The sequence below is a fragment of the Pseudomonas sp. 2822-15 genome, from assembly GCF_002742515.1.
GTDB lineage: Bacteria > Pseudomonadota > Gammaproteobacteria > Pseudomonadales > Pseudomonadaceae > Aquipseudomonas > Aquipseudomonas salomonii.
On record NZ_LJRY01000183.1, the window covers coordinates 136,944 to 158,456 of the forward strand.

Genomic DNA, 21,513 nt, shown 5'->3' on the forward strand with positions numbered 1-21,513 from the left:
CGGGTCATTCGTCGTCGGCGCTGTGGCTGGCGCTGTCGGCGAAGTTCAGGCCGTGCTTGCGCAGTTTGTCGTGCAGGGTTTTGCGCGGGATGCCCAGGGCTTCGGCGAGGCTGCGCACCGAGCTGTGAGGGCGGGTCAGCTCGGCGGCGATCAGGCTTTTTTCGAACTGCTCGACCTGATCGCTCAAACCGCCAGAGGTTGACGTCAGCACGCCCGTGGCGGGGTTGTCTGCCGTGGCATCGAGTGCCAGCTCCAGCCCCAGGGCAAAGCGCTCGGCTGCATTTTGCAGTTCACGCACATTGCCCGGCCAGCTGTGGCGCAACAGCAGGGCGCGTTGGCCCGGTTGCAGTTCGTGCAACGGCAGGCCGTGGCGGCTGCTGGCTTCATCGGCAAAATGCTGGAACAACATCAGTGCATCTTCACCGCGCTCGCGCAGCGGCGGAATGCGCAGCGGCGCCACGTTGAGACGGTAATACAAGTCGGCCCTGAAGCGTCCCTGGTCGGCGGCCTGGCGCAGGTCTTCCTTGGTGGCGGCGATGATGCGGATATCCAGCGGGATCAGCTGATTGCCACCCAAGCGCTCGACCACTCGTTCCTGCAACAGGCGCAGCAGCTTGACCTGCACGTCCAGGCTCATGCTTTCGATTTCATCGAGGAACAGCGTGCCGCCATTGGCGAACTCGAACTTGCCGATGCGGCGTTTCTGCGCGCCGGTAAAGGCGCCGGGCTCATGGCCGAACAGCTCGCTTTCGACCACCGATTCCGCCAGGGCGCCGGCGTTGATCGCCACAAACGGCCCGCTGCGGCGGCTCGACAGGTCGTGCAGGGCGCGGGCCACCACCTCTTTGCCGGCGCCGGTTTCACCGAGGATCAACACGTCGGCGCGGGTCGCCGCCAGGGCGCCGATCTGTTCACGCAGGCGCAGCATCTGCGGCGAATGCCCGACCAGGCGCGTGCTCAGTTGCTGGCGATCACTGAGGGCCAGGCGCAGGCTGCGGTTGTCCAGCACCAGGCGGCGCAGGGCCAGTGCGCGGCGCACGCTGTCGAGCAGGGCGTCGCTGGCGAAGGGTTTTTCGAGGAAGTCATAGGCCCCGGCGCGCATGGCTTGCACCGCCAGCGGCACATCGCCGTGGCCGGTTATCAGCAACACCGGCAGGTCCGGGTCCTGGCCGTGCAGTTCAGCCAGCAGCTCCAGGCCGTCCATGCCGGGCATGCGGATATCGCTGACCACCACGCCCGGCCAATCGCGGGACAGGCGCGCCGTGAGGCCGGTGGCTTCGCCCAGGGTCAGGACTTTCAGCCCGGCCAGGTCCAGGGTCTGGCACAGGGCCTGACGCAAGTGTGGATCGTCGTCGATCAACACCACCTGGATCTGGTTATCGATACTCATACACTGCGGTCCTCGGACGGTTGCAGACTCACGCCCGGCGAGCCGGCACGCAATTTCAGGGTTAACAGCGCGCCGCCTTCCTTGTGATTGGCGAACAGCAATTCGCCGCCAAAGGCACGCATCAACGTCTCACAGATCGCCAGGCCCAGCCCCAAGCCCTGGGTGCGGGTCTTGGTGGTGTAGAACGGCTCGCTGGCGCGGCCTAGGGCTTCCATGCAAAAACCCGGGCCGTTGTCGCGAATGTACAGGTTGACGCCCTGTTCGGTGGTTTGGGCACTGAGCCACAATTTGCGCGGCGGGCCTTTTTCGGTAAGGGCGTCGAGGGCGTTGGCCAGCAGGTTGCCGAGCACCTGGCGCAGGCGGGTTTCGCCGGCTTGCACCCACAAGGTCGCCTCGGGTAAATCGCGGATCAATTCGACTTCCATCGAACGCCGCCGTTTGGCCAGTAACGCCAAGGCATCGTCGAGCGCCGGTTGCAGGGCCACGCTTTCCGGGGCGTGGCGGTCGCGGCGGGCGAAGGCGCGCAGGTGCGCGATGATCGAGGCCATGCGCCCGGTCAATTCGCTGATCAGCTTGAGGTTGCCACGGGCGTCGTTGGTGCGTTCGTGGTCGAGCAGGATCTCGGCGTTTTCCGCGTAGCTGCGGATCGCCGCCAGCGGCTGGTTGAGTTCGTGGCTGATACTCGCCGACATGGTGCCCAGCGCCGACAGCTTGCCGGCCTGCACCAGGTCATCCTGGGCGCGCACCAGTTCCTGCTGGGCGTGTTCACGCACCAGCACTTCCTGTTTGAGGCGGCGGTTAAGGCCTTCGAGGTCGCTGGTGCGCTCGATCACACGCGCTTCCAGCTCGCGGCGGGCCTTGGCTTCGAAGGCGATGCGTTCCAGGTAATGGCGACGGCGCTGCATCATCAAACCCAGCAATAGCATCAACACCAATAACGTCGCGCCGCCGACGGCCACCACGGTGCGCACCGGGCGATTGATCAGCGAGCGCGGTGCGAGGATTTCCACGGTCCAGCCGGTTTCGGCGATGGCCGTGGATTGGCGCAGCCACGCCGTGGTGCTCAGCGCTAGCGGCTGCGGGTCGCGGGTCGGGTAGGGCTGGATGGCGATGATTGCCTGGCGCTCTTCTTCCGTGAGCGGCCGGGTCGCCCGGAAGCGCCATTGCGGGCGCGAGGTGAGGATGACCACGCCGTTATGGTCGGTCACCAGCAGTTGCTCAGGGGTTTTGCCCCACAGGCTTTCGGTGTGGTCCAGGTCGACCTTGACCACCAGCACGCCGATTATTTTGGCGCCGTCGCGCACGGCGGCGGCGAAGAAGTAGCCGCGTTTGGCCGAGGTGGTGCCCAAGCCGAAAAACCGCCCCAGACGCCCGGCCATGGCTTCGCTGAAATAGGGTCGGAACGAGAAATTACGGTCGACAAAACTGTCCTGCTTGTCCCAGTTGGAGGCGGCGAGGGTCTTGCCGGTAGTGTCCATCAAGTACATCACTTCCACCCCGGCCTGAGCGGCAACCTCCTTGAGCAGCAGGTTGGCGTTGGTCAGGTTGGCGCTGACCTGGGGCGCATCCAGCGCGGTGCGCAGGGCCGGCAAGTCACCGAGGATCTGCGGCAGCACTTCGTAGCGGTGCAGGGTGCCGAGCAGGTTGGCGACATACAGGTCGAGGGTCTGGCGGTTCTGCCCGGCCAATTCGCTGCGGTAATAGCGCTCGGCCAGATGCTCCAGCGGCCACAGCAGCGGTGCCAGGCACAACGCCAGTAAGGCGAGGCTGCGCCAGCGAGGTCTACGCGGGAGGGGTGGAGTCATGGGAGTCATGCGCCTGTGGGGACAGGCGCATTATGCCTAGGGCCGGCGTGCAAGGCACTCGCCGGTCATGCAAACAGATCGGCGTCTGCCAGGGCCTTGCCGATCTGATCCTTGGCGGACAAGGTTGGTGTGCCCTCAAACTGCCAGTCAATCTTGAGCTCCGGGTCGTCCCAGCGAATACAACGCTCAGCCGAAGGCGTGTAGTAGTCAGTGGTCTTGTAGAGGAACTCGGCGTAGTCGCTGAGCACTACAAACCCATGGGCAAACCCCTCTGGAACCCACAGTTGGCGGTTGTTTTCGGCGGACAGGCGCACGCTGGTCCACTGGCCGAAAGTGGGCGAACTGCGGCGAATATCCACCGCCACGTCCAGGACCTCACCGGCGGTCACCCGCACGAGTTTGCCCTGGGTGTTTTCTATCTGGTAGTGCAAGCCGCGCAGCACGCCCTTTTGCGAGCGAGAGTGGTTGTCCTGCACAAACTCCAGCTGCAGGCCGGAGGCTTGGGCAAACGCCTTGGCGTTGAAACTCTCATAAAAAAAGCCACGCTCATCGCCAAATACCTTCGGCTCGAGGATCAAGACTTCGGGCAGCTTGGTCGCGATTACATTCATTGGTTTCCCTCGCCGGGTGAACGGGTCGTGTGATCAGAACCTTATGCGATCAGGTCTTTTGGGTCGGTATTGCCCAGGCGCTCGCCTTGATAGCTGCCGTCCTGGACCCTGCGGCACCAGTCCAGGTTATCGAGGTACCACTGCACGGTTTTGCGCAGACCGGTTTCAAAGGTTTCTTCCGGGACCCAGCCCAGCTGGTGTTCGATCTTGCTCGCGTCGATCGCGTAGCGCTGGTCGTGGCCCGGGCGGTCTTTGACGAAGGTGATCAGGTCGGTGAATTTCTCCACACCGGCCGGGCGCTGTGGCGCCAGTTCTTCGAGCAGGCCGCAGATGCCGCGTACCACGTCGATGTTCTTTTGCTCGTTGTGACCGCCGATGTTGTAGGTCTCGCCGACCACACCTTCGGTGACCACTTTCAACAAGGCGCGGGCGTGGTCTTCGACGAACAGCCAGTCGCGCACTTGCAACCCGTCGCCGTAGACCGGCAGTGGCTTGCCGGCGAGGGCGTTGAGGATCACCAGCGGGATCAACTTTTCGGGGAAGTGGAACGGCCCGTAGTTGTTCGAGCAGTTGGTCAGCAGCACCGGCAGGCCATAGGTGCGCTGCCAGGCGCGCACCAGGTGGTCGGAGGCAGCTTTACTGGCCGAATACGGCGAGCTGGGTGCGTAAGGCGTGGTTTCGGTGAACAAGTCGTCCACACCGTGGAGGTCGCCGTACACTTCGTCGGTGGAAATATGGTGGAAGCGGAACGCGCTCCTGGCCGGTTCCTCCAGGGTCTGCCAATAGGCGCGGGTGGCTTCCAGCAGGCTGTAGGTGCCGACGATGTTGGTCTGGATAAAGTCCGAAGGGCCATCAATGGAGCGGTCGACGTGCGACTCGGCGGCCAGGTGCATGATGGCCTGCGGCTCAAAGCGCGCCAGCACGGCGCTGACGGCGGCCTGGTCGATGATATCGGCCTGCACGAACTCATAGCGGCTGTTGGCGGCGATGCTGGTGAGTGACTCCAGGTTGCCGGCGTAGGTGAGTTTGTCCAGGTTGAGCACTTCGTGCTCGGTGTGTTGAATCAGGTGACGAACCAGGGCAGAACCGATGAAGCCGGCGCCGCCGGTGATGAGAATGCGCATTCAGAGAGCCTTTTTTCCAAGACAGACATTAAGCCAGAGCATAGCTTGAGTTGCGCAACGGGGCGGCGCAAGCATACTCGGGTGAAGAAGGGTTGCCTTGATCGCCTGCGCGAGTTGGGTTTCCATGCTGCCGACCGGCGACTGCCTCAACATCCTCAAGATCAAGCCGCCGAGGGTGACGTCTAAACGCAGCGTGGATTTCTTTGTCGACAGGGTGTCGAAGGTGCTCGATGAGCCACTGTAGGTTATCGATTGTTATCGACTAACGGCTGTCATATTTGTCATTCATGATCTTTTATCACTTTTAAAGCCGATTTTTATCCGTTATAAAGTCGGCCTTCACCCCATTCGGAGTCCTGAACGCCATGACCACCCTGCACAGCACACCTCGCGCCGATGGCTTCTACATGCCTGCCGAATGGGCGCCGCAAACCCAAACCTGGATGATCTGGCCCGAGCGCCCGGACAACTGGCGCCTGGGCGGCAAGCCGGCGCAGGCCGCTCACGTGGCGGTGGCCAAGGCCATTGCACGCTTTGAACCGGTGACCGTCGCGGTGTCCGCCGGCCAGTACGAGAACGCCCGTGCGCGCCTGGATGTGCCCAATATCCGCGTGGTGGAAATGTCCAACGACGACGCCTGGGTGCGCGACACCGGCCCGACCTTTGTGATCAATAACAGTGGCGAAGTGCGCGGCGTGAACTGGGACTTCAACGCCTGGGGCGGCTTTGACGGCGGCCTGTATGCGCCGTGGAACCGCGATTCGCAGGTGGGCGGCAAGATCCTCGAGATCGAGCGCGTGCCGCGCTACCGCACCGAAGGCTTCGTGCTGGAAGGCGGTTCGATCCATGTCGACGGCGAAGGCACGGTGATCACCACCGAAGAGTGCCTGTTGAACCGCAATCGCAACCCGCATCTGGACCGCGCGGCCATTGAAGCGGTGCTGCGTGACCATTTGGCTGTGGATAAAGTCATCTGGTTGCCGGACGGCCTGTTCAACGACGAAACCGACGGCCATGTGGATAACTTCTGCTGCTACGTGCGCCCCGGCGAAGTGTTGCTGGCCTGGACCGATGACCCGCAAGACCCTAACTTTGCGCGCTGCCACGCCGCCATGGCCGTGCTGCAAAGCAGCACAGACGCTAAAGGCCGCCCGTTCACAGTGCATAAAATGCCGATCCCGGGCCCGTTGTACGCGACCGAAGAGGAATGCGCCGGTGTCGACCCGGTCGACGGCTCCCAGGAACGTAATCCGACTGTGCGTTTGGCCGGTTCCTACGTGAACTTCCTGATCGTCAACGGCGGCATCATCGCGCCGAGCTTCGACGACCCGCTGGACAGCCAGGCCAAAGAGATCCTGCAGAACCTGTTCCCGCAGCACGAAGTGGTGATGGTGCCGGGCCGTGAACTGTTACTGGGCGGCGGCAATATCCATTGCCTGACCCAACAACAGCCGGCACCGCACAAAAATTGAGTGCGGTTGTAACAGCGTTTGAGTGAACGCCGAGCGCTACCTGTTTAAAGTGCTTACAGCAAGCCCGCAGCCTGGCTAGGTTGCGGGCTTTTTTGTGCCCGAATGCCTATAAACACGGGACATTGGCATAGCTCTTGTATCGATGTTGCCACAGTGGCCCAAGGTGATGACTGCACAGTTCTGTCACAAACCTTGAGTAAGTTAGCCGCTCACGCAGTAGGAGAGAGCGCTGGAATGAATGCCGATATCAACCTGATCTACACGCGCCCGTTCCACCCGACGCGGGTTAGCGGTGATGCGATCCATGCGCTGGCGCTATGGTTGAAGGCAAACGGCTCGCGACAGGTGAGGCAGCAACAGCCTGACGTGCGCAGCGTGATGAGTGAACGCTACCCGGCGGGGTTGTTCAGTGAGGATGAGTTGCAAGCGCTGTGTGAACTGCTGAAAAACTGAAGCCCACCAGCTCCCACAGGTGATGATCGTTCCCACGCTCTGCGTGGGAACGCAGCCCAGGACGCTCTGCGTCCCGCCTCTGAGGTCGTGACGCAGAGCGTCACAGGAGGCATTCCCACGCAGAGCGTGGGAACGATCTGAAAAACTGAAGACCACCTAGATCCATTGTGGGAGCTGGCTTGCCTGCGATGGCATTCTGTCAGCCCGCGACTCTCCAGCAGGTATACCGCTTTCGCAGGCAAGCCAGCTCCCACATTGAGCGCGTGAAACTTATAAGTTGTAGGTGTCTGTAGCCCGCAGGCTCCCAAACATACCCTCGGCTAAAATGTTACATAATGTGTTTTCTTGACGAATCAGACGATTTTTCAGGCCTGAGCGAAGGCCTTGGAATGCACCGCTTAGAATTATTTCGCCTAAATACAGACGATTCACGAAATTGACACATAGTTCAACGCGCGCATAGGATTGCGCCCAACGCCTGTGGCTCACCGCCATGACTCATCCAATAAAAAAAGGCCCGCGGCAGTTCAGTCGTCCGCGGGCCTTCTTTTTTTGGATAACGTCGACACCAGAAAAGCGACACGGAGCCTGGTGTCACAGCGCGTACTCAACCAGTAATAAGGAATATAAGAAATGTTGAAGCAACGGATGAGTCTGATCGCTCTGGGGATTTTGAGCGCATCGACAGCAATGGCTAACGACCAGGAGCAATCCAAGGGTTTCGTGGACGACAGCCACCTGAACATCGCAGCACGTAACGCCTACATCAGCCGTGACTACAAAAACGGCAAGCAAGACAAAGCCGAATGGGGCCAGGGCTTCATCGGCAAGTTCGAATCCGGCTTCACCCAAGGCACCGTCGGTGTGGGTGTGGACGTGATCGGCCAATACGCCATTCGCCTGGACGGCGGTAAAGGTCGCAGCGGCGCTGGCGGTATCGACTTCTTCAAGCAAGGCGACAGTGGCGAAGCAGCCAACGACCTGGCCAAGGGCGGCGCTGCCGTCAAGTTCCGTGTCTCTAACACTGTACTCAAGTACGGTGACCAGATGCCGGCTGTGCCTGTGTTGCAGTACGACAACTCCCGTCTGTTGTCGGAAACCTACACCGGTACGTCGATCGTTTCCAAAGAGATCGCCGGCCTGCAACTGGACGCTGGTCACTTCACCAAGGAAGCTCGCAAGAGCGCCGAGGGTTCCGACAGTGGCGCGCTGAAAAGCATCGACTACATCGGTGGTAGCTACAAATTCACCGAAAGCCTGTCGGCCGCGTTGTACGCCTCCAACATGCAGGACGTGCTGAAGAAGCAATACGTCAACGTCAACTACGTGCTGGCCCTGCCAGAAAAGCAATCGTTGACCTTTGACTTCAACGGCTACAAAACCAAGCTGGACCGCAGCTTCGCCCTGGAAAACCAAGGTGATGCGGATGCCCGCGACAACAAAATCTGGAGCCTGGGCGCTACCTGGGCTGTTGGCCCGCACAGCTTCACCCTCGCTCACCAGCGCAGCACCGGTGACACCGGCTACCTGTACGGCGGCTACCGCAACGCTGGCGGTATCGGCGACGGCGGCAATACCATCCTGCTGGCCAACTCCTACTGGTCCGACTTTAACGGCAAGGACGAGCGCTCCTGGCAAGCAGGCTACGGCCTAGACTTCAGCGCCTTCGGCGTGCCTGGCCTGACCTACAACATCGCTTACGTGCGCGGCACCAACATTGACGACGGTTCCAACCGTGGCAGTGGCACCGAGCGTGAAATCTTCAACCAGTTCAAATATGTCGTTCAAAGCGGCCCAGCCAAAGACCTGAGCCTGCGCGCTCGTGCGTCGTGGTTGCGCGTCTCCAGCAACGCCAGCAACTACAACGTAGGCGGTAACGAAATCCGTCTGTTCGCCGACTACCCGATCAACGTTTTCTAATTGATCGCACGTCGCGCCTGATGCCAGGCGATAAAAAACCCCGACTGGTTCGGGGTTTTTTTATGCCTTTGGATCAGCGCCGGTGATCGTTCCCCCGCTCTGCGTGGGAACGCCTCTTGGGACGCTCCGCGTCCCGCCGTCAACGATCAAGGGTGGTTTTTTTATCAGTTTTGCGGACGCCAGTGGGTGGCGTTCAATCGCGTAGAAGTACCGTAAGAACTTGTTACACCACATCACTAATGTAGTACTCAGACCCCCATTTATCTCGCCTCAGCGCACGCCTAAATTGACGCCATTGCCTACCCATCACTTCCGATGGCCGGTCACTGGAGCCTCGTCATGCCCTTCATCAGCCTGCGCATCACCCGTGACGGCGTGACCCCTGAACAAAAAGCCCAGGTCATCGCCGAGTTCACCGAAACCCTCGAACGCGTGCTCAACAAGCGCCCGGACCTGACCCACATCGTCATCGAAGAAATCGACACCGATAACTGGGGCTACGCCGGCGTCACCACCACCGAATACCGCAGATCCCAAGCCCTTACCGGAGAAACACAATGAGCAAAGTCGTGATCATCACCGGTGCCTCCCAAGGCATCGGCGCTGCCGTGGTCCAAGCCTACCGCGCCCTCGATTACCGCGTGGTTGCCACCTCGCGCTCGATCCAGCCGTCCACCGACCCGAACATCCTCACGGTGCCCGGCGACATCGCCAACCCGGCCACCGCCCAGCGCGTCATCCGCGAAGCCCTGGCCACCTTCGGGCGTGTCGACAGCCTGATCAACAACGCTGGCATCTTCATCGCCAAACCCTTCACCGCCTACACCCAGGACGACTACACCAATGTGCTGGCGGTGAACCTCAACGGTTTTTTCTACATCACCCAACTGGCCATCGCCGAGATGGAAAAACACGGCGCCGGCCACATCGTTAATGTCACCACCAGCCTGGTCGATCACGCCATCGACGGCGTGCCTTCGGTACTCGCCAGCCTCACCAAAGGCGGGCTGAACGCCGCGACCAAATCCCTGGCGATTGAATACGCCAAACGCGGCATTCGGGTGAACGCGGTAAGCCCGGGCATCATCAAGACGCCGATGCATGGCGAAGATTCCCACGCCGCATTGGGGCAATTGCACCCGGTAGGGCGCATGGGCGAAGTGAGTGATATCGCCCAAGCGATCACCTACCTGGAGAGCGCCGGGTTTGTCACCGGTGAGATCCTGCATGTGGACGGCGGGCAAAGCGCCGGGCACTGATACACCGGCACGCCCGGCCTAGGCTGGCCGGGCGTTATCATCCCGAGGCGAGCGCCCGAAAAAGGCTTTATAGGCCCGGCTGAACGCAGCCTCGGACTCATAGCCAATCGCAAAACCCACCTCGCCGATGCGACCTTCCTGCTTGGCCAGCATGCTTTTGGCCAAGGTCAGCCGCCACTCATTCTGATACCGCAACGGCGAGCGCCCCACCAACGCGCTGAACCGCTCACAGAAATTGGAACGCGACATGCCGGCCACCTCCGCCAGCGCATCAATGCGCCACTGCTTGCCCGGCGCTGCATGAATAGCCCTGAGCGCCCGCGCGATACGCGCATCCGACAACCCGCCCAGCCATCCCGACGCAGCCCCTTGCTGCACCCAGGTACGCAGGATGCGAATCACCACCAAATCAATCAGGCGTGAAATCATCAACGCCCCGCCCGGCTGCGTGTCATAAGCCTCAAGCAACATGAAATGCAGAATGCCTTCAGCCCAAGCGGCGGCTTCGGCTTGCCGAATATGGATAAGCCGGGGCAGGGCAAACAGCATCGCCTGGAAACTGCTCGCGTCGAACCAGAACCGACACACCACCACACTGGCCGGCCCATCGCACGCCGTAAGCCTGATGCCCGTGGGGTCGTGAGGCAGCAACAGCGCATCGCCCTGTTGCAGCATCATCGGCGATTGGCCGCCGCCCTCCAGTTGCAACTGGCCTTGCTGAAGCACGCAGATATGCGCGCTGTTTTCATCCAGCTCGAGCGGCTGCTGGTCGGCCAACGCAGAGGAATACACCCGATCACCCGTCAGACGAATCTGCGACAGCACCTGCGACAACAGATCGCCTTTGGCCAGCCCCTCCAACTGCATTTCCGGATGAATGATCAAATTATCGAGGGGATTCATCATGTCTGCCCGGCCACGCCTTCACTAAGCTGATCCCCAGATCATAGCGCGCCGCCGCCATCGCAATGCACGTTTCCCGCGCGGCCCGTTTATGCACGTCATCCACCCACACGGGACACACACCATGTTCGGAATCTCCCCCCTCGGCTGGCTCCACACCCTCGGCAGCCTGCCCGCCATCCCACTGGCCGCCTACATGTTCATCCGCCACGGCCGCATCGTGCCCCGCTCAACACCCGGCAAGCTCTACCTGGCATCAATGCTGATCGGCGCCTTCAGCGTATTCCTGGTCGCCAAACAGCCCGTGAGCAACATCATCGGCATCATCACCATTGCCCTGCTCGCAGCCGGATATGCAGTAGGGCACCTAGCCTGGCTGGGCCGCGCACGCGCATACCTGGAAACAATCTTCCTGAGCCTGACCGCATTTTTCCTGATGGTACCCACCGTATCCGAAACGCTGCGCCGCGTGCCCGACGGACACCCGTTCGTAACAGACCTGCAATCCCCCGTGCTACTCGGCGCACAAGGCAGCATCGCGCTGGCGCTGGTTATTGGCGTGACTGCGCAGATGATCTACCTGAGAAAAAAAAGGCGGGCGGTTCGCCTAAAAACGCTTTTATGTGGGAGCCGGGCTTGCCCGCGATAGCGCACGCCCGGCTAGCCCATTTACCCCTTACTGCTCAGCATTGCAGGGCGACGCCAACACCTTCACCACATCATCAATCACCGCCTTGCTCATCTCCTGCAAATAATGCGACGCCCAGGCATAACGGTCCGTCTCCTTCGTCATCGCCGCATCCTCTGCGAGCAACTTGGCGACATGGAGCAAATCGGAAACGTGGTGCAAGGCTTCATGCAGGGAAACGCCGCTGTTGACGCGGAACAGAGGTTGGTCGGAGTGAAAAGAGAAAGGGGTGACGCCGAGGGTGGTGAGTGCGGGTGGATTTGTTGCGGTCATTGGTGGAACTCCCATATTGATTGAGAGCAACACGTTCGTTGTGAAAACGAATGCGTGGCGCTGTTGGCGCCTGCATCAAATCGGGTTCTCAGGCCCGGTCGCTGGGTGGTGGCGACGGGGGGAGGTTAGCGTGGTGAGGGGTGGGGAGCAATCGGGAAAATTGATGGGTTGTTTTTTCGGTCGGGTCGGGTGGTACGGATAGGTGGTTGGGGGAATTATTGGTTTTATGGGGGCGGCATAATTATTGGCTGGCCATAATTATGAATAAAGCCTGGGAGGCGGGGTGAGGATGGCTTTTTTGTGGGCCGGTGGGTTTGGAGAGTACGTCTACCGGGACTGACGTTGAGCTGAGCAAGGCGTCATAGAAATCGCGATTTGGACTGAGGCAAGCAGCCCGAGATTTTAAGTGTGGACACTTTTTGGGCATTTTCAGGCAAAACGGTGATCTGACTTTTAGTGGTTTCCCAAACTCCAGAAACCACAAAGCCCCACATTTCGGGGCTTTGAGATATGGTGGCACCAAGAGTCGAATCGCATGCTATGTTTTTGAAAAATAACAACTTGTTAGTATGAGTTAATTGTTGCTACCTCTAAAATTACCTTTATTGCTTTAATTGGTAACGCGTCATATTTCTTTGATAGCTTCTATTAATCGATAAATTCGAGAAGGCATCTTTGTCTGCGTTTTTCACAAACCGTGGTCAAGAGAATATGTTGCGAGGCTACTTGATTAATGGCAAGCTGCCATCTATGCTCGAAAGTTATTGTTCGGAAGAGACAAAAAATCATCATCCGCTGAGTTATACATATAGGGAGTATTATGAAAATTGAATTTCTTGATATACAAAACTTTCGTAAATTAAAGTCTTGTAGGTTGGAACTCTCCGATCAGGAGACTGTTTTTGTTGGAGCTAACAATAGCGGTAAAACCTCAGCAATGGATATGCTGATTAGATTTTTGATTAAGGCCAGAAGAAAGGAATTGTCGACCACAGACTTTACACTCTCAAACTGGTATGAGCTTAATAAAGTTGCTGAAACATGGGGCAGCATGTCTGAGAAAGGTGGGACCCTTGGTGAGTGGCAAAAATTATGCCCTGCGTTGGATTTGTGGCTAGATGTTGAAGAGTGTGAGGCTTATCGCGTTAGTCATCTTATACCTTCGCTTGACTGGAAAGCTGGTCGCTTAGGTGTTCGAATCTCATTTGAGCCTAAGGATATTTCAGCATTAAAGAACGAGTACATAACTGAACGTACTTCATCGCAGCGGCTGCTAGAGGAGGCTCGTGAGAAAAGTCAAGGTAGTACTACATTCTCAATTTGGCCAAGAAATCTTAGGGACTTCTTGGATAAGCCTGGAAGGTTACATGGCCATTTTAAGTTTAATAGCTATCTGCTGGATCCGGATCTTGTAGATTTGAATTCTGAAAAAATTAACACACAAGACATACCAAACCAAGAGCCGCTGGAGAATGATCCATTTGAGGGGTTGATTCGAATTGATCTGATAGAAGCTCAACGGGGATTTTCCGATTCTGGGAGCAGTGAAACTATTGGTATGGGCAGTACGGGGAGAGGGAGTCTTTCTCAGCAGCTTAAAAAATATTATCAAAAACATCTGGATCCGTCAGAGTCCCCAGATTTAGAAGACATTTTAGCTTTGCAATCTATCGACCAAGCTAAATCGACTTTTGATGATCGCCTTAAGGAGCGGCTTACCAATGCATTAACAGAGATTGAAACAATAGGTTATCCAGGTTTTGCGGACCCTTCGATAACTATTACTAGTAAGATAAATCCTATTGATACATTGGATCATGATACTGCTATTCAGTTTGACCTGTTTAAGAAAGCGGCTGATGGGTTAGAGTCGTTACGTTTGCCTGAAAAAATGAACGGGCTAGGGTACAAAAATCTCATATCGATGATTTTTGCTCTTATTAGTTTTAGGGATGGGTGGATGCGCGTCAAAAAGGCGCAAAGTCTGCTAGGGGAATCTATAGAGCCCCTTCACCTAGTATTGATTGAAGAACCAGAAGCACACCTTCATGCTCAGGTGCAGCAAGTATTTATAAATAAGGCTTATACGGTTTTGCGTAATCATGAGCGTTTGAAGGGTAAAGCCGATTTCAATACGCAGTTGGTAGTAAGTACTCATTCTAGCTATCTTGCTTACGAAATGGATTTTTCGAAGTTGAGGTATTTTAAAAGATGTAAGGCAGTTTCTGGATTTGAAACGCCAACGGCAAATATAGTGAACTTGCGTGCAACGTTTGGGGATAAAGATAATGAAACCAGCAAGTACGTGGCTCGTTACTTAAAAACAACCCATTGTGATTTGTTTTTTGCTAATGGAATAATTTTGGTGGAGGGTGCGGCTGAAAGAATGTTGGTTCCTCATTTTATTCGCAGTAATTTTGAAAAGTTAAGCACGAGTTACATTTCTGTTCTGGAAATTAACGGGGCGCACGCGCACCGCCTACAACCGTTAATTGAAAAGCTAGGATTACATACACTAATCGTTACGGATCTGGATAGTAAAGAGGAAAAAAAAGATCCTAAGGATGGAACTTCGAGTGTTACGAAGGCATTGCCAGATATCGGGCGGGGTCAGGTATCTGATAATACTACTCTTCGCAAATGGTTGCCTAAGTTGTCTGCAATAGATGACTTAATGGTAGTGGAGACTAAAAATAAAATTTCATCATGTGGTACGACGCGGGTATGTTATCAAGGCCCTATACCTTTAAATGTCAAACCTTGGAAGGCTGAGCCTCCGGTTTCTGCAGTTCCTTATACTTTTGAAGATGCTTTGGCGTTAACCAACGTGGAGACATTCAGGGGGCACAAGACTGCTACGGGCATGCTTAAGAAAATGTGTGATGCACTAAACCTTGCAGACCTCGATCAAGCTCGAGCGGGAATGTTCTCCGCTTTATCGGGGGAAAAAGCAAAAATGGCGCTTGACCTGTTATTCGATATTGATCCGACGAAGCTAATACCTCCTTTATACATTTGTGAGGGGCTGGAGTGGTTAGAACAATCCCTCAACTCCACTAGCGTGGAAGATGCTGTGGCAGAATTGGCAGCAGCACTAATCGTAGCAGGTGACGAGCCTCCTATCCCCGCAAAGTCGAAAGAGAGCGGCGAAGTAATGTCCTCTACCAGCATGACTTGGGCGGTAACAGAGCGTTCTGAGGATGAATGATATGATCAACTTGACGGGGGTGGACAAAGACATATTTTCCTATTTGGAACCTTCTAAGCTCCGCAGCTTTTTTCTATTTGCCGGTGCTGGCTCAGGTAAGACAAGAACACTTATAAATGTGTTGGATTGTTTTCGAAAATCCTATCTAATGGAGTTTGTTGCATACGGTAAGAAAATCGGTGTGATAACGTATACGAATGCCGCATGTGATGAAATCAAGGAGCGACTTAATTATGATGAGTCGTTCGAGGTGTCAACTATTCATAGTTTTGCGTGGGGGCTGATCAAGCCCTACACGTCGGACATAAAAACTTGGATTGTTGGCGCGTTAACTCAAGAGCTTTCCGAAGTGCAAGAGGCGCAACGTAAGGGAAGGTCGGGATCTAAAAGTGCTGCGGAGCGTGCTCTGAAGATAGTTTCAATTCAAAGGCGTTTAGAGAATCTAAAAAGTGTAACCGCATTTAGATATAATCCGAATGGTATAAGCTCTGGAAGGGATTCGCTTAATCACTCTGAGGTTTTGAAAATCGCAAGCTCTTTACTTGTGGATAAACCCCTGCTGCAGAGCATTTTAATTGAAAGTTTTCCCATTCTTTTGATCGATGAAAGTCAAGATACACAGCGCGATTTGATTGAGGCTTTTTTAGATGTACAAAGCAAACATGCCGGTAGTTTTTGCCTTGGACTTCTTGGCGACGTAATGCAGCGAATATATCCGGATGGAAAAAAAGATCTAGGAAAGGATGTCCCGAAAGATTGGGCAATTCCTGAGAAAAAAGTAAACTATCGGTGCCCACCTAGAATTGTTGAGCTAATTAACAATATTAGATCTGTGTTTGATGATCACAATCAGGTTCCGGAAAAGAAGGAACCCGGCTTTGCGCATCTCTTTGTAGTCGACTCTAATGGTCCGATTGATCGCTTAACGATGGAACTGAAAATTTCTGACATGATGTCTCAGATAACGCAGGATAAACTTTGGAATAATTTAAGGGTGGATGTTAAAACGCTTACGCTTGAGCACCATATGGCTGCTGGTCGAGGTGGTTTTGCCGATTTTTTTAAGCCATTATATGAATTGTCAAATAGAACTGATTTAGTAAATGGTAGGCTCACTGGAATTCCATTTCTGATCAATGTTTTTATCCCCTTTGTTCAGAGCGTGCGGGCAGCGAACAAGTTTAGGGTCATGCAAATTCTTAAAGAATTCTCGCCTTTAATTACGTCAGAAAATCTAAAGTCTTCTGCTGCATCTGTTTTAAAGGAAGCAGGAGATAGCGTTGAAGCATTAGCCAGGCTCCTTGCCGAGAACGCCGATCCAACGATACATGAATTATTATCGGTGATTGCTAATTATAAAGTTCTAGTTTTACCGGATCTTTTTCTGCAGGTTTTAGCTGCATCAAAAATTCAAGCGGAGCGGGATGATGCTGATGAATTTCGCGAGGAGTTGAATTTAAAATTTGAAGAGGCTTTGAAGTCACCACTGTCACAACTTGTCGCATATAGTAATTATATAGCAGACAAGTCAAGTTTCGGAACTCATCAAGGCGTAAAGGGGCTGCAGTTTCCTCGCGTAATGGTGATTTTAGATGACGATGATTCTAGAGGGTTTCTTTTCAGTTACGAGAAGTTGTTTGGGGTTGCTGAATTAACCAAGGCCGACCGAGATAACATGGCAGAAGGCAAAGAGACTACAGTGGACAGAACGCGAAGGCTATTTTATGTGACTTGTAGCCGGGCGGAGGAAAGTTTGGCTGTAGTGATGTACACCAAGCAACCACAACTTGTTGTCGAGTTTTCGAAGGCTCAGAAATTATTTTCTGATGTCGAGATAACTGTTGTCTAATACAGGTGGCATTGCTTGTTTTTTACTCGATAAGCAATGCTTTGCTTGATTTCTTGAGACGTTTTTCCTAACTTGTATAGAATTATTTTGATTGTAAGCTTATAGCGATAGCGTATAGATTCGCTATAGTTATTAAGGTGTATTGTTTGAAACGAAATAATATGTTTCGCTTGCTAAACCCATGCTGGCTTTTTACCCCAGCGCTTGGTAATTATAGCCTGGATTATTTTTGCTTACCGAATATGACGTTCACGGGTTGCATTTGCTCCAGACAGTACCCCTACTAAGAAGAGCTCCATGTCGAATGCTTTAGTTATCCTCGACCCCCGATATAGTCCGATAACACGTCGATACGCCCGTGCCCCGAAAATTAACGGGACAGATTTATTTCCATCCTCGCCCCCTAGCTCCCCTCAATCAAAGCCCTTTCCTCCAACCAAATCTCCTGAACAAACTGATCCGTAATCGCATAAATCCCATGCCCGCGCCGCATGATGATGTTCTCCGCCACCCGAACCTCTCGGCCGACCGTCTTCGAGTATTCAGCTGCAGCATCCGTAGAGAAAATCCCCCGCGCATCACCTTCCGTAACCGCAATCTTGTTGAAGATAGCTTGAGCCAGGCTGCCCAGTTGCTCGACTTTTTCCAACTCAATACTCGCCGCTGCCGAGCGCAAGGTGCTGGCGATCACGGGCAGGAAAAGGTCTGGATCACCGTCTTGTTGCAAGAGCTGGCGCAGGGCTTTTAGCATTTCCTCGGGGCGATTGCCCAGGGTGTTGAAGGCTTCGATAGCGGCTTCCAGGGACGGCAGCTTCTCTTTCTTCACCGTCATCGAAAGTCGGTTGAGCAGGAACTCAACGTAGTCACCTTTCAATAAAGGGTAGGCCGCTGATGTGGCGCCAGAAAACGCTTGGTTGCGCTTTGCGGTCAGTTCGCTGACTTGCGCCCTGTGTGAGCCGGTTCCGATAAATAGGAAGTAGCCCGGCGTATCTGGGCGCGGGTTGATCGCATCGCGGGCGGCCTTGAGTGCCAGAAGCAACTGGTTGCCATCATCGGTGGAGATCGCGTGTTGTACCTCGTCGATGATCAGCACCAAATCGGTCTTCGCTTGGTCGACGACCTCTGTGAGCGCTTGCGCCAGCGTTGGGCCATTGGCGCTGCCAATACTGTCGAGTTTGAAGCCGAATTTAAACCCGGCTGCACCCACATCAATATTGCTGACACGCTTGAGCATTTCCAGCGCGCAGGAGCCTGGCGTTTGCAGGTCTTGCAGGGTTTTGTAGATGGCGTTGTGCACGAGCGTCGCAGGGTTGGCCAGTGTGTTGCTCCAGAGGTCGACGTAGATGACCAGAGCGCCGGCCTCTTCTAGGGCAGGTATCAGGTCGTTTCTCAGAAAGGTCGTTTTGCCTGTGCGGCGAAGGCCTGACAGAAACAGACCTGAGCGCAAGCCCTCATCGAGTACGCCTGGATTGAGAAGCTGGTTTGCCATGCTTTCAGCCAATTCAGGGCGCTGAAATATCCGGCTCATTCAATTACCTCTTTTTATGGATACGCCATAATTATTGGCCACCCATAATTGAGCATAAAGGTTGAAAGATGAACCTTTGGTACCGATTTCGGTGCGTGCGGAAGAGGGTTGGCGATTGGGAGCGCGGAGGAGGGAGAATATAAATAACCCAGAAACAACAAAGCCCTCACATTGCTGTGAGGGCTTCGTCTTATATGGTGCCGGCACCAGGAGTCGAACCCGGGACCTACTGATTACAAGTCAGTTGCTCTACCAACTGAGCTATACCGGCGTGTTAGGGCGACGATTATAGCGATTGCCAAGCTTCTGTAAACCCCTGAATTCTGACTATTTTTGCAGATACCAAGGTTTTTTTACGCTCGCTGCTTTTTCCTACCCTAATGAGCCTCAAATCCGACTCAATTGCCGTCGCCACACTGATCAGTAAATTTCATGTACGCCAACACCTGCGTCTCCCCTTTGGCGTCCAGGTAGGTCATGCGCGCGTTCACCACGCCGCATCCCGAGCGGGTGTCTTCGGTGGTCGACAGTACGCGCTGAATATCTGGCTTATGGCTTGCCTCGGCATGCGCGGTGAAGGTCAAGCCAAGCAGGCCGGCGGCGATTAGGGTTTTCCAGTTGTTGGTGTTCATGGTGATGGCCTCGCAGGTGCAATGGTGGGGTGAGGCCATTGAATGCCGGGGAGGTATCCGGGCTTTGTCGCGCAGGGCGGGTTTTGTTTCGTTGTGTATGGCGTGAGGATCTGTGTACTTGTTGATACGAACGGCGAGCTGCATTGGTTGAAAAACACACAGTGATCGCCTAGTGCGTTGTTTTATAGAGGTATATCTGCTGGCAAAAGAAGAGCCATAAAAATGGCGCCATGCCGCTCATCTGAAAGGTTTTGGATACAAACACCAGAATACTGACACCATCACTGTGATATCACACAATGCGGCCCAGTTATTCATTGGCCCAACAGGGAGGAGCAGCCGGTGGGGCGTGCAGATCACATCACCAAGTTATACGCCGCGCTGGCTGAGCCTTGTTTGCGGGAGTCGCAGGTGGCGGTGCCTTTTCAGCAGTTGCTGGATCAGCTGAATCAGGGTGCCGCGCCCTATCGTCATGAGGCTGTAGAGGGGCCGCATGGCGTGGTGTATACGGATGCGGTGGCACCCAAGGTCGTGGTGGTGGTTTCCGCCACTGGCGGTGTGGGGCGCAGCACGTTGGCGGCCGCGCTTGCCAGTGGTTTGCAGCGCCAGGGCCACCCGGCGCTGGCGTTGGAGCTGGACCCGCAAAACGCGCTGCGTCATCACTTGTGCCCAGGCTTTGATGTGCCCGGCCTGGGCGCCACCAGCCTGCTTAATCAAACCTGGCAGGCGTTGCCCAAGCGCGGGTTTGCCGGCTGCCAGCTGGTGACTTTTGGCGAGACCGATGCTGTGCAGCAGCAAAGCCTTAATCGCTGGCTCGGCCAGGACCAGGCATTTCTCGCAAAGCGCCTGGCCGGGTTGGGGCTCAATGCGAGTGACACGGTGGTGATCGATGTGCCGGCGGGTAATACGGTGTACCTGAGCCAGGCGCTGTCGGTGGCCGATGTGGTGCTGGTGGTGGTGCAGCCGGATGCCGCTTCGTTTCGCCGTCTGGCCAAGATGGACGAGCTGCTCGCGCCGTACCTTGCGGGGGCGGCGCCTCCCCTGCGGTTTTACGTGATCAACCAGGTCGACGCTGGCCAATCTTTTAGTAAGGACATGGCCGGAGTGTTCAAGCTGCGCCTCGGCGATGCCGTACTCGGCACCGTCCAGCGTGACGTTTCGGTCGGTGAGGCGCAGGCCTATGGGCGCGACCCGTTTGACCCTGCGTTAAATAGCGGCGGCTCTCAGGATGTGAGTGCGTTATGCCGGGCGCTGAGCGTTCGGATGCATCTGTCGAGCAATGGCCATTAAATTGACCAATTACCGCTTGTCTAAAAAATGATCAGCAAAAACACCAAAATAATGACACTTTCCTGCGTCTGTCACAGAATGCTTCACTAAGACGCCCATAATAAGACCTGCGGTAAGTGCCTGCTTGCCGACCTTCACGTCTTTAGCTGCGTCGTGAGGAGCTGCCCATGAGCCTTAGCGAAGAGCTGTTGACGTTGTTCGGCAAGAACGTCAGCCATGATGCCAACGGTATTAATGCACGCATGCACTTTTTTGGCAGTGTGCCCGCAAACGAAAACACCCATCCCCAATCGACTCATCCAGTAGCGCTGCGCCCCAAAGTGGTGGCGTTGGTGTCGATCAATGGCGGTGTCGGCCGCAGCACCCTGGCCACGGCGTTGAGCAGCGGTTTGCAGCGCCATGGCGAGTCAGTGGTGGCGCTGGACCTGGACCCGCAAAATGCCCTGCACCATCACTTTGGCGTCAGTGGCACCTTGCCGGGAATCGGCCGTACCAGCCTGGAGCATGGGCAGTGGAGCCCGCTGCAGCAGCTTGGCTTTGCCGGTTGCCAGGTCATTACCTTTGGCGATATCGACATCGAGCAACAGGAAAACCTCGAGCGTTGGCTCAAGCACGAACCCAGCTGGTTGGCGCAGCGCCTGGCGGCGCTGGGTTTGAGCGAGCGGCAGACGGTGATCATCGATACGCCCGCCGGTAACAACGTGTACTTCCATCAAGCACTTAACGTGGCCGATGTGGTGCTGGTTATTGCCCAGGCGGATGCCGCGTGCCTGGGCACCCTTGATCATCTGGATGGATTGCTCGCGCCGCACTTGGAGGGTGAACGCCCGCCGGTAGTGCATGTGGTGGTCAACCAAGTGGATGAGAACAGCGCCTTCAGCCTGGACATGCTGGAAGCGTTCAAACAGCGCCTGGGCAAAGCGCCGTTGGAGGTGCATCGCGATATGGCGATCAACGAAGCGCTGGCGTTCGCGGCCGACCCGTTGGATAACGCCACAAAGCGCCTGGCCGGCGACGATATCAACGAGATTTGCCGTGTGCTGAAGGCACCTAAAAGAACCGCATAAATCGCGCTTTATGCACTTGGCGCCAAATGCTTATGCACAAT

19 protein-coding genes and 1 tRNA gene are annotated in these 21,513 nt (G+C 55.6%); 11 read left to right on the plus strand and 9 right to left on the minus strand.

The window, feature by feature from the left end; translation table 11 throughout:
- Positions 1-4: 4 nt before the first annotated feature.
- From AOA59_RS12745 to rfbB, 4 genes are all read right to left on the minus strand, one after another.
- Entirely contained in the window at positions 5-1,390 is a 1,386-nt protein-coding gene (locus AOA59_RS12745; RefSeq protein WP_056860703.1) for a sigma-54 dependent transcriptional regulator, read from the minus strand.
- Positions 1,387-3,195 (minus strand): ATP-binding protein, encoded by a 1,809-nt coding sequence (locus AOA59_RS12750; protein WP_099487682.1) that lies wholly within the window; start codon positions 3,193-3,195, stop codon positions 1,387-1,389. The genes AOA59_RS12745 and AOA59_RS12750 overlap by 4 nt, the downstream gene beginning before the upstream one ends.
- Before the next feature lie 65 nt (positions 3,196-3,260).
- A complete protein-coding gene (gene rfbC / locus AOA59_RS12755) occupies positions 3,261-3,806 on the minus strand; it encodes a dTDP-4-dehydrorhamnose 3,5-epimerase (RefSeq protein ID WP_069786704.1) in 546 nt (181 codons plus the stop codon).
- Between the two features lie 41 nt (positions 3,807-3,847).
- A complete protein-coding gene (gene rfbB, locus AOA59_RS12760) occupies positions 3,848-4,930 on the minus strand; it encodes a dTDP-glucose 4,6-dehydratase (RefSeq protein WP_099487684.1) in 1,083 nt (360 codons plus the stop codon).
- A gap of 97 nt (positions 4,931-5,027) precedes the next feature.
- Here rfbB and AOA59_RS32405 point away from each other — a divergent pair, with 97 nt between their 5' ends.
- From AOA59_RS32405 to AOA59_RS12785, 6 genes are all read left to right on the plus strand, one after another.
- Positions 5,028-5,174: a hypothetical protein gene (locus tag AOA59_RS32405; protein WP_158235247.1), complete on the plus strand. Its 147-nt coding sequence runs from the start codon at positions 5,028-5,030 to the stop codon at positions 5,172-5,174.
- A 121-nt stretch (positions 5,175-5,295) separates the two neighbouring features.
- Positions 5,296-6,402, plus strand: a complete 1,107-nt coding sequence (gene aguA / locus AOA59_RS12765; RefSeq protein ID WP_058422624.1) for an agmatine deiminase — start codon at positions 5,296-5,298, stop codon at positions 6,400-6,402.
- A gap of 234 nt (positions 6,403-6,636) precedes the next feature.
- Entirely contained in the window at positions 6,637-6,855 is a 219-nt protein-coding gene (locus tag AOA59_RS12770; RefSeq protein ID WP_056860698.1) for a hypothetical protein, read from the plus strand.
- 633 nt (positions 6,856-7,488) lie between these two features.
- Complete coding sequence (locus AOA59_RS12775) at positions 7,489-8,775, plus strand: OprD family porin (protein WP_056860697.1); 1,287 nt, start codon at positions 7,489-7,491, stop codon at positions 8,773-8,775.
- A gap of 339 nt (positions 8,776-9,114) precedes the next feature.
- Positions 9,115-9,336: a 4-oxalocrotonate tautomerase family protein gene (locus AOA59_RS12780; protein WP_099487685.1), complete on the plus strand. Its 222-nt coding sequence runs from the start codon at positions 9,115-9,117 to the stop codon at positions 9,334-9,336.
- On the plus strand, positions 9,333-10,034 hold the full coding sequence (locus AOA59_RS12785; protein ID WP_099487687.1) for an SDR family NAD(P)-dependent oxidoreductase: 702 nt from the start codon (positions 9,333-9,335) through the stop codon (positions 10,032-10,034). Before AOA59_RS12780 ends, AOA59_RS12785 begins: the two co-directional genes overlap by 4 nt.
- Positions 10,035-10,052: 18 nt before the next feature.
- On the opposite strand, the gene AOA59_RS12790 is transcribed toward AOA59_RS12785, so the two are convergent.
- Complete coding sequence (locus AOA59_RS12790) at positions 10,053-10,937, minus strand: AraC family transcriptional regulator (RefSeq protein ID WP_256593050.1); 885 nt, start codon at positions 10,935-10,937, stop codon at positions 10,053-10,055.
- 124 nt (positions 10,938-11,061) lie between these two features.
- Between AOA59_RS12790 and AOA59_RS12795 the strand changes: the two genes are divergently transcribed.
- On the plus strand, positions 11,062-11,586 hold the full coding sequence (locus AOA59_RS12795) for a hypothetical protein (protein WP_099487691.1): 525 nt from the start codon (positions 11,062-11,064) through the stop codon (positions 11,584-11,586).
- A gap of 27 nt (positions 11,587-11,613) precedes the next feature.
- Here AOA59_RS12795 and AOA59_RS12800 read toward each other — a convergent pair whose 3' ends face one another.
- Entirely contained in the window at positions 11,614-11,898 is a 285-nt protein-coding gene (locus AOA59_RS12800) for a DUF3077 domain-containing protein (RefSeq protein WP_068931363.1), read from the minus strand.
- An 820-nt stretch (positions 11,899-12,718) separates the two neighbouring features.
- Here AOA59_RS12800 and AOA59_RS12805 point away from each other — a divergent pair.
- Entirely contained in the window at positions 12,719-15,106 is a 2,388-nt protein-coding gene (locus tag AOA59_RS12805) for an AAA family ATPase (protein ID WP_099487693.1), read from the plus strand.
- Between the two features lies 1 nt (position 15,107).
- Positions 15,108-16,955, plus strand: a complete 1,848-nt coding sequence (locus tag AOA59_RS12810) for a UvrD-helicase domain-containing protein (RefSeq protein WP_158235249.1) — start codon at positions 15,108-15,110, stop codon at positions 16,953-16,955.
- Between the two features lie 403 nt (positions 16,956-17,358).
- Here the strand turns inward: AOA59_RS12810 and AOA59_RS12820 are convergent, their stop codons facing one another.
- The 3 genes from AOA59_RS12820 to AOA59_RS12830 all read right to left on the minus strand — a co-directional run bounded on the left by AOA59_RS12820 (position 17,359) and on the right by AOA59_RS12830 (position 19,115).
- Positions 17,359-18,483, minus strand: coding sequence for an AAA family ATPase (locus AOA59_RS12820; protein ID WP_099487697.1), 1,125 nt, complete (start codon positions 18,481-18,483; stop codon positions 17,359-17,361).
- A 195-nt stretch (positions 18,484-18,678) separates the two neighbouring features.
- Positions 18,679-18,754: transfer RNA gene (locus AOA59_RS12825), tRNA-Thr, on the minus strand.
- 127 nt (positions 18,755-18,881) lie between these two features.
- Positions 18,882-19,115 carry a DUF2790 domain-containing protein gene (locus tag AOA59_RS12830; protein WP_099488066.1) on the minus strand — a complete coding sequence of 78 codons (234 nt, stop codon included), beginning with the start codon at positions 19,113-19,115 and terminating at the stop codon, positions 18,882-18,884.
- Between the two features lie 411 nt (positions 19,116-19,526).
- On the opposite strand from AOA59_RS12830, the gene bcsQ (AOA59_RS12835) reads away from it, so the two are divergent.
- Entirely contained in the window at positions 19,527-20,405 is an 879-nt protein-coding gene (bcsQ, locus tag AOA59_RS12835) for a cellulose biosynthesis protein BcsQ (protein WP_256593051.1), read from the plus strand.
- A 167-nt stretch (positions 20,406-20,572) separates the two neighbouring features.
- Entirely contained in the window at positions 20,573-21,472 is a 900-nt protein-coding gene (gene bcsQ / locus AOA59_RS12840; protein ID WP_099487699.1) for a cellulose biosynthesis protein BcsQ, read from the plus strand.
- Positions 21,473-21,513 lie beyond the last annotated feature (41 nt).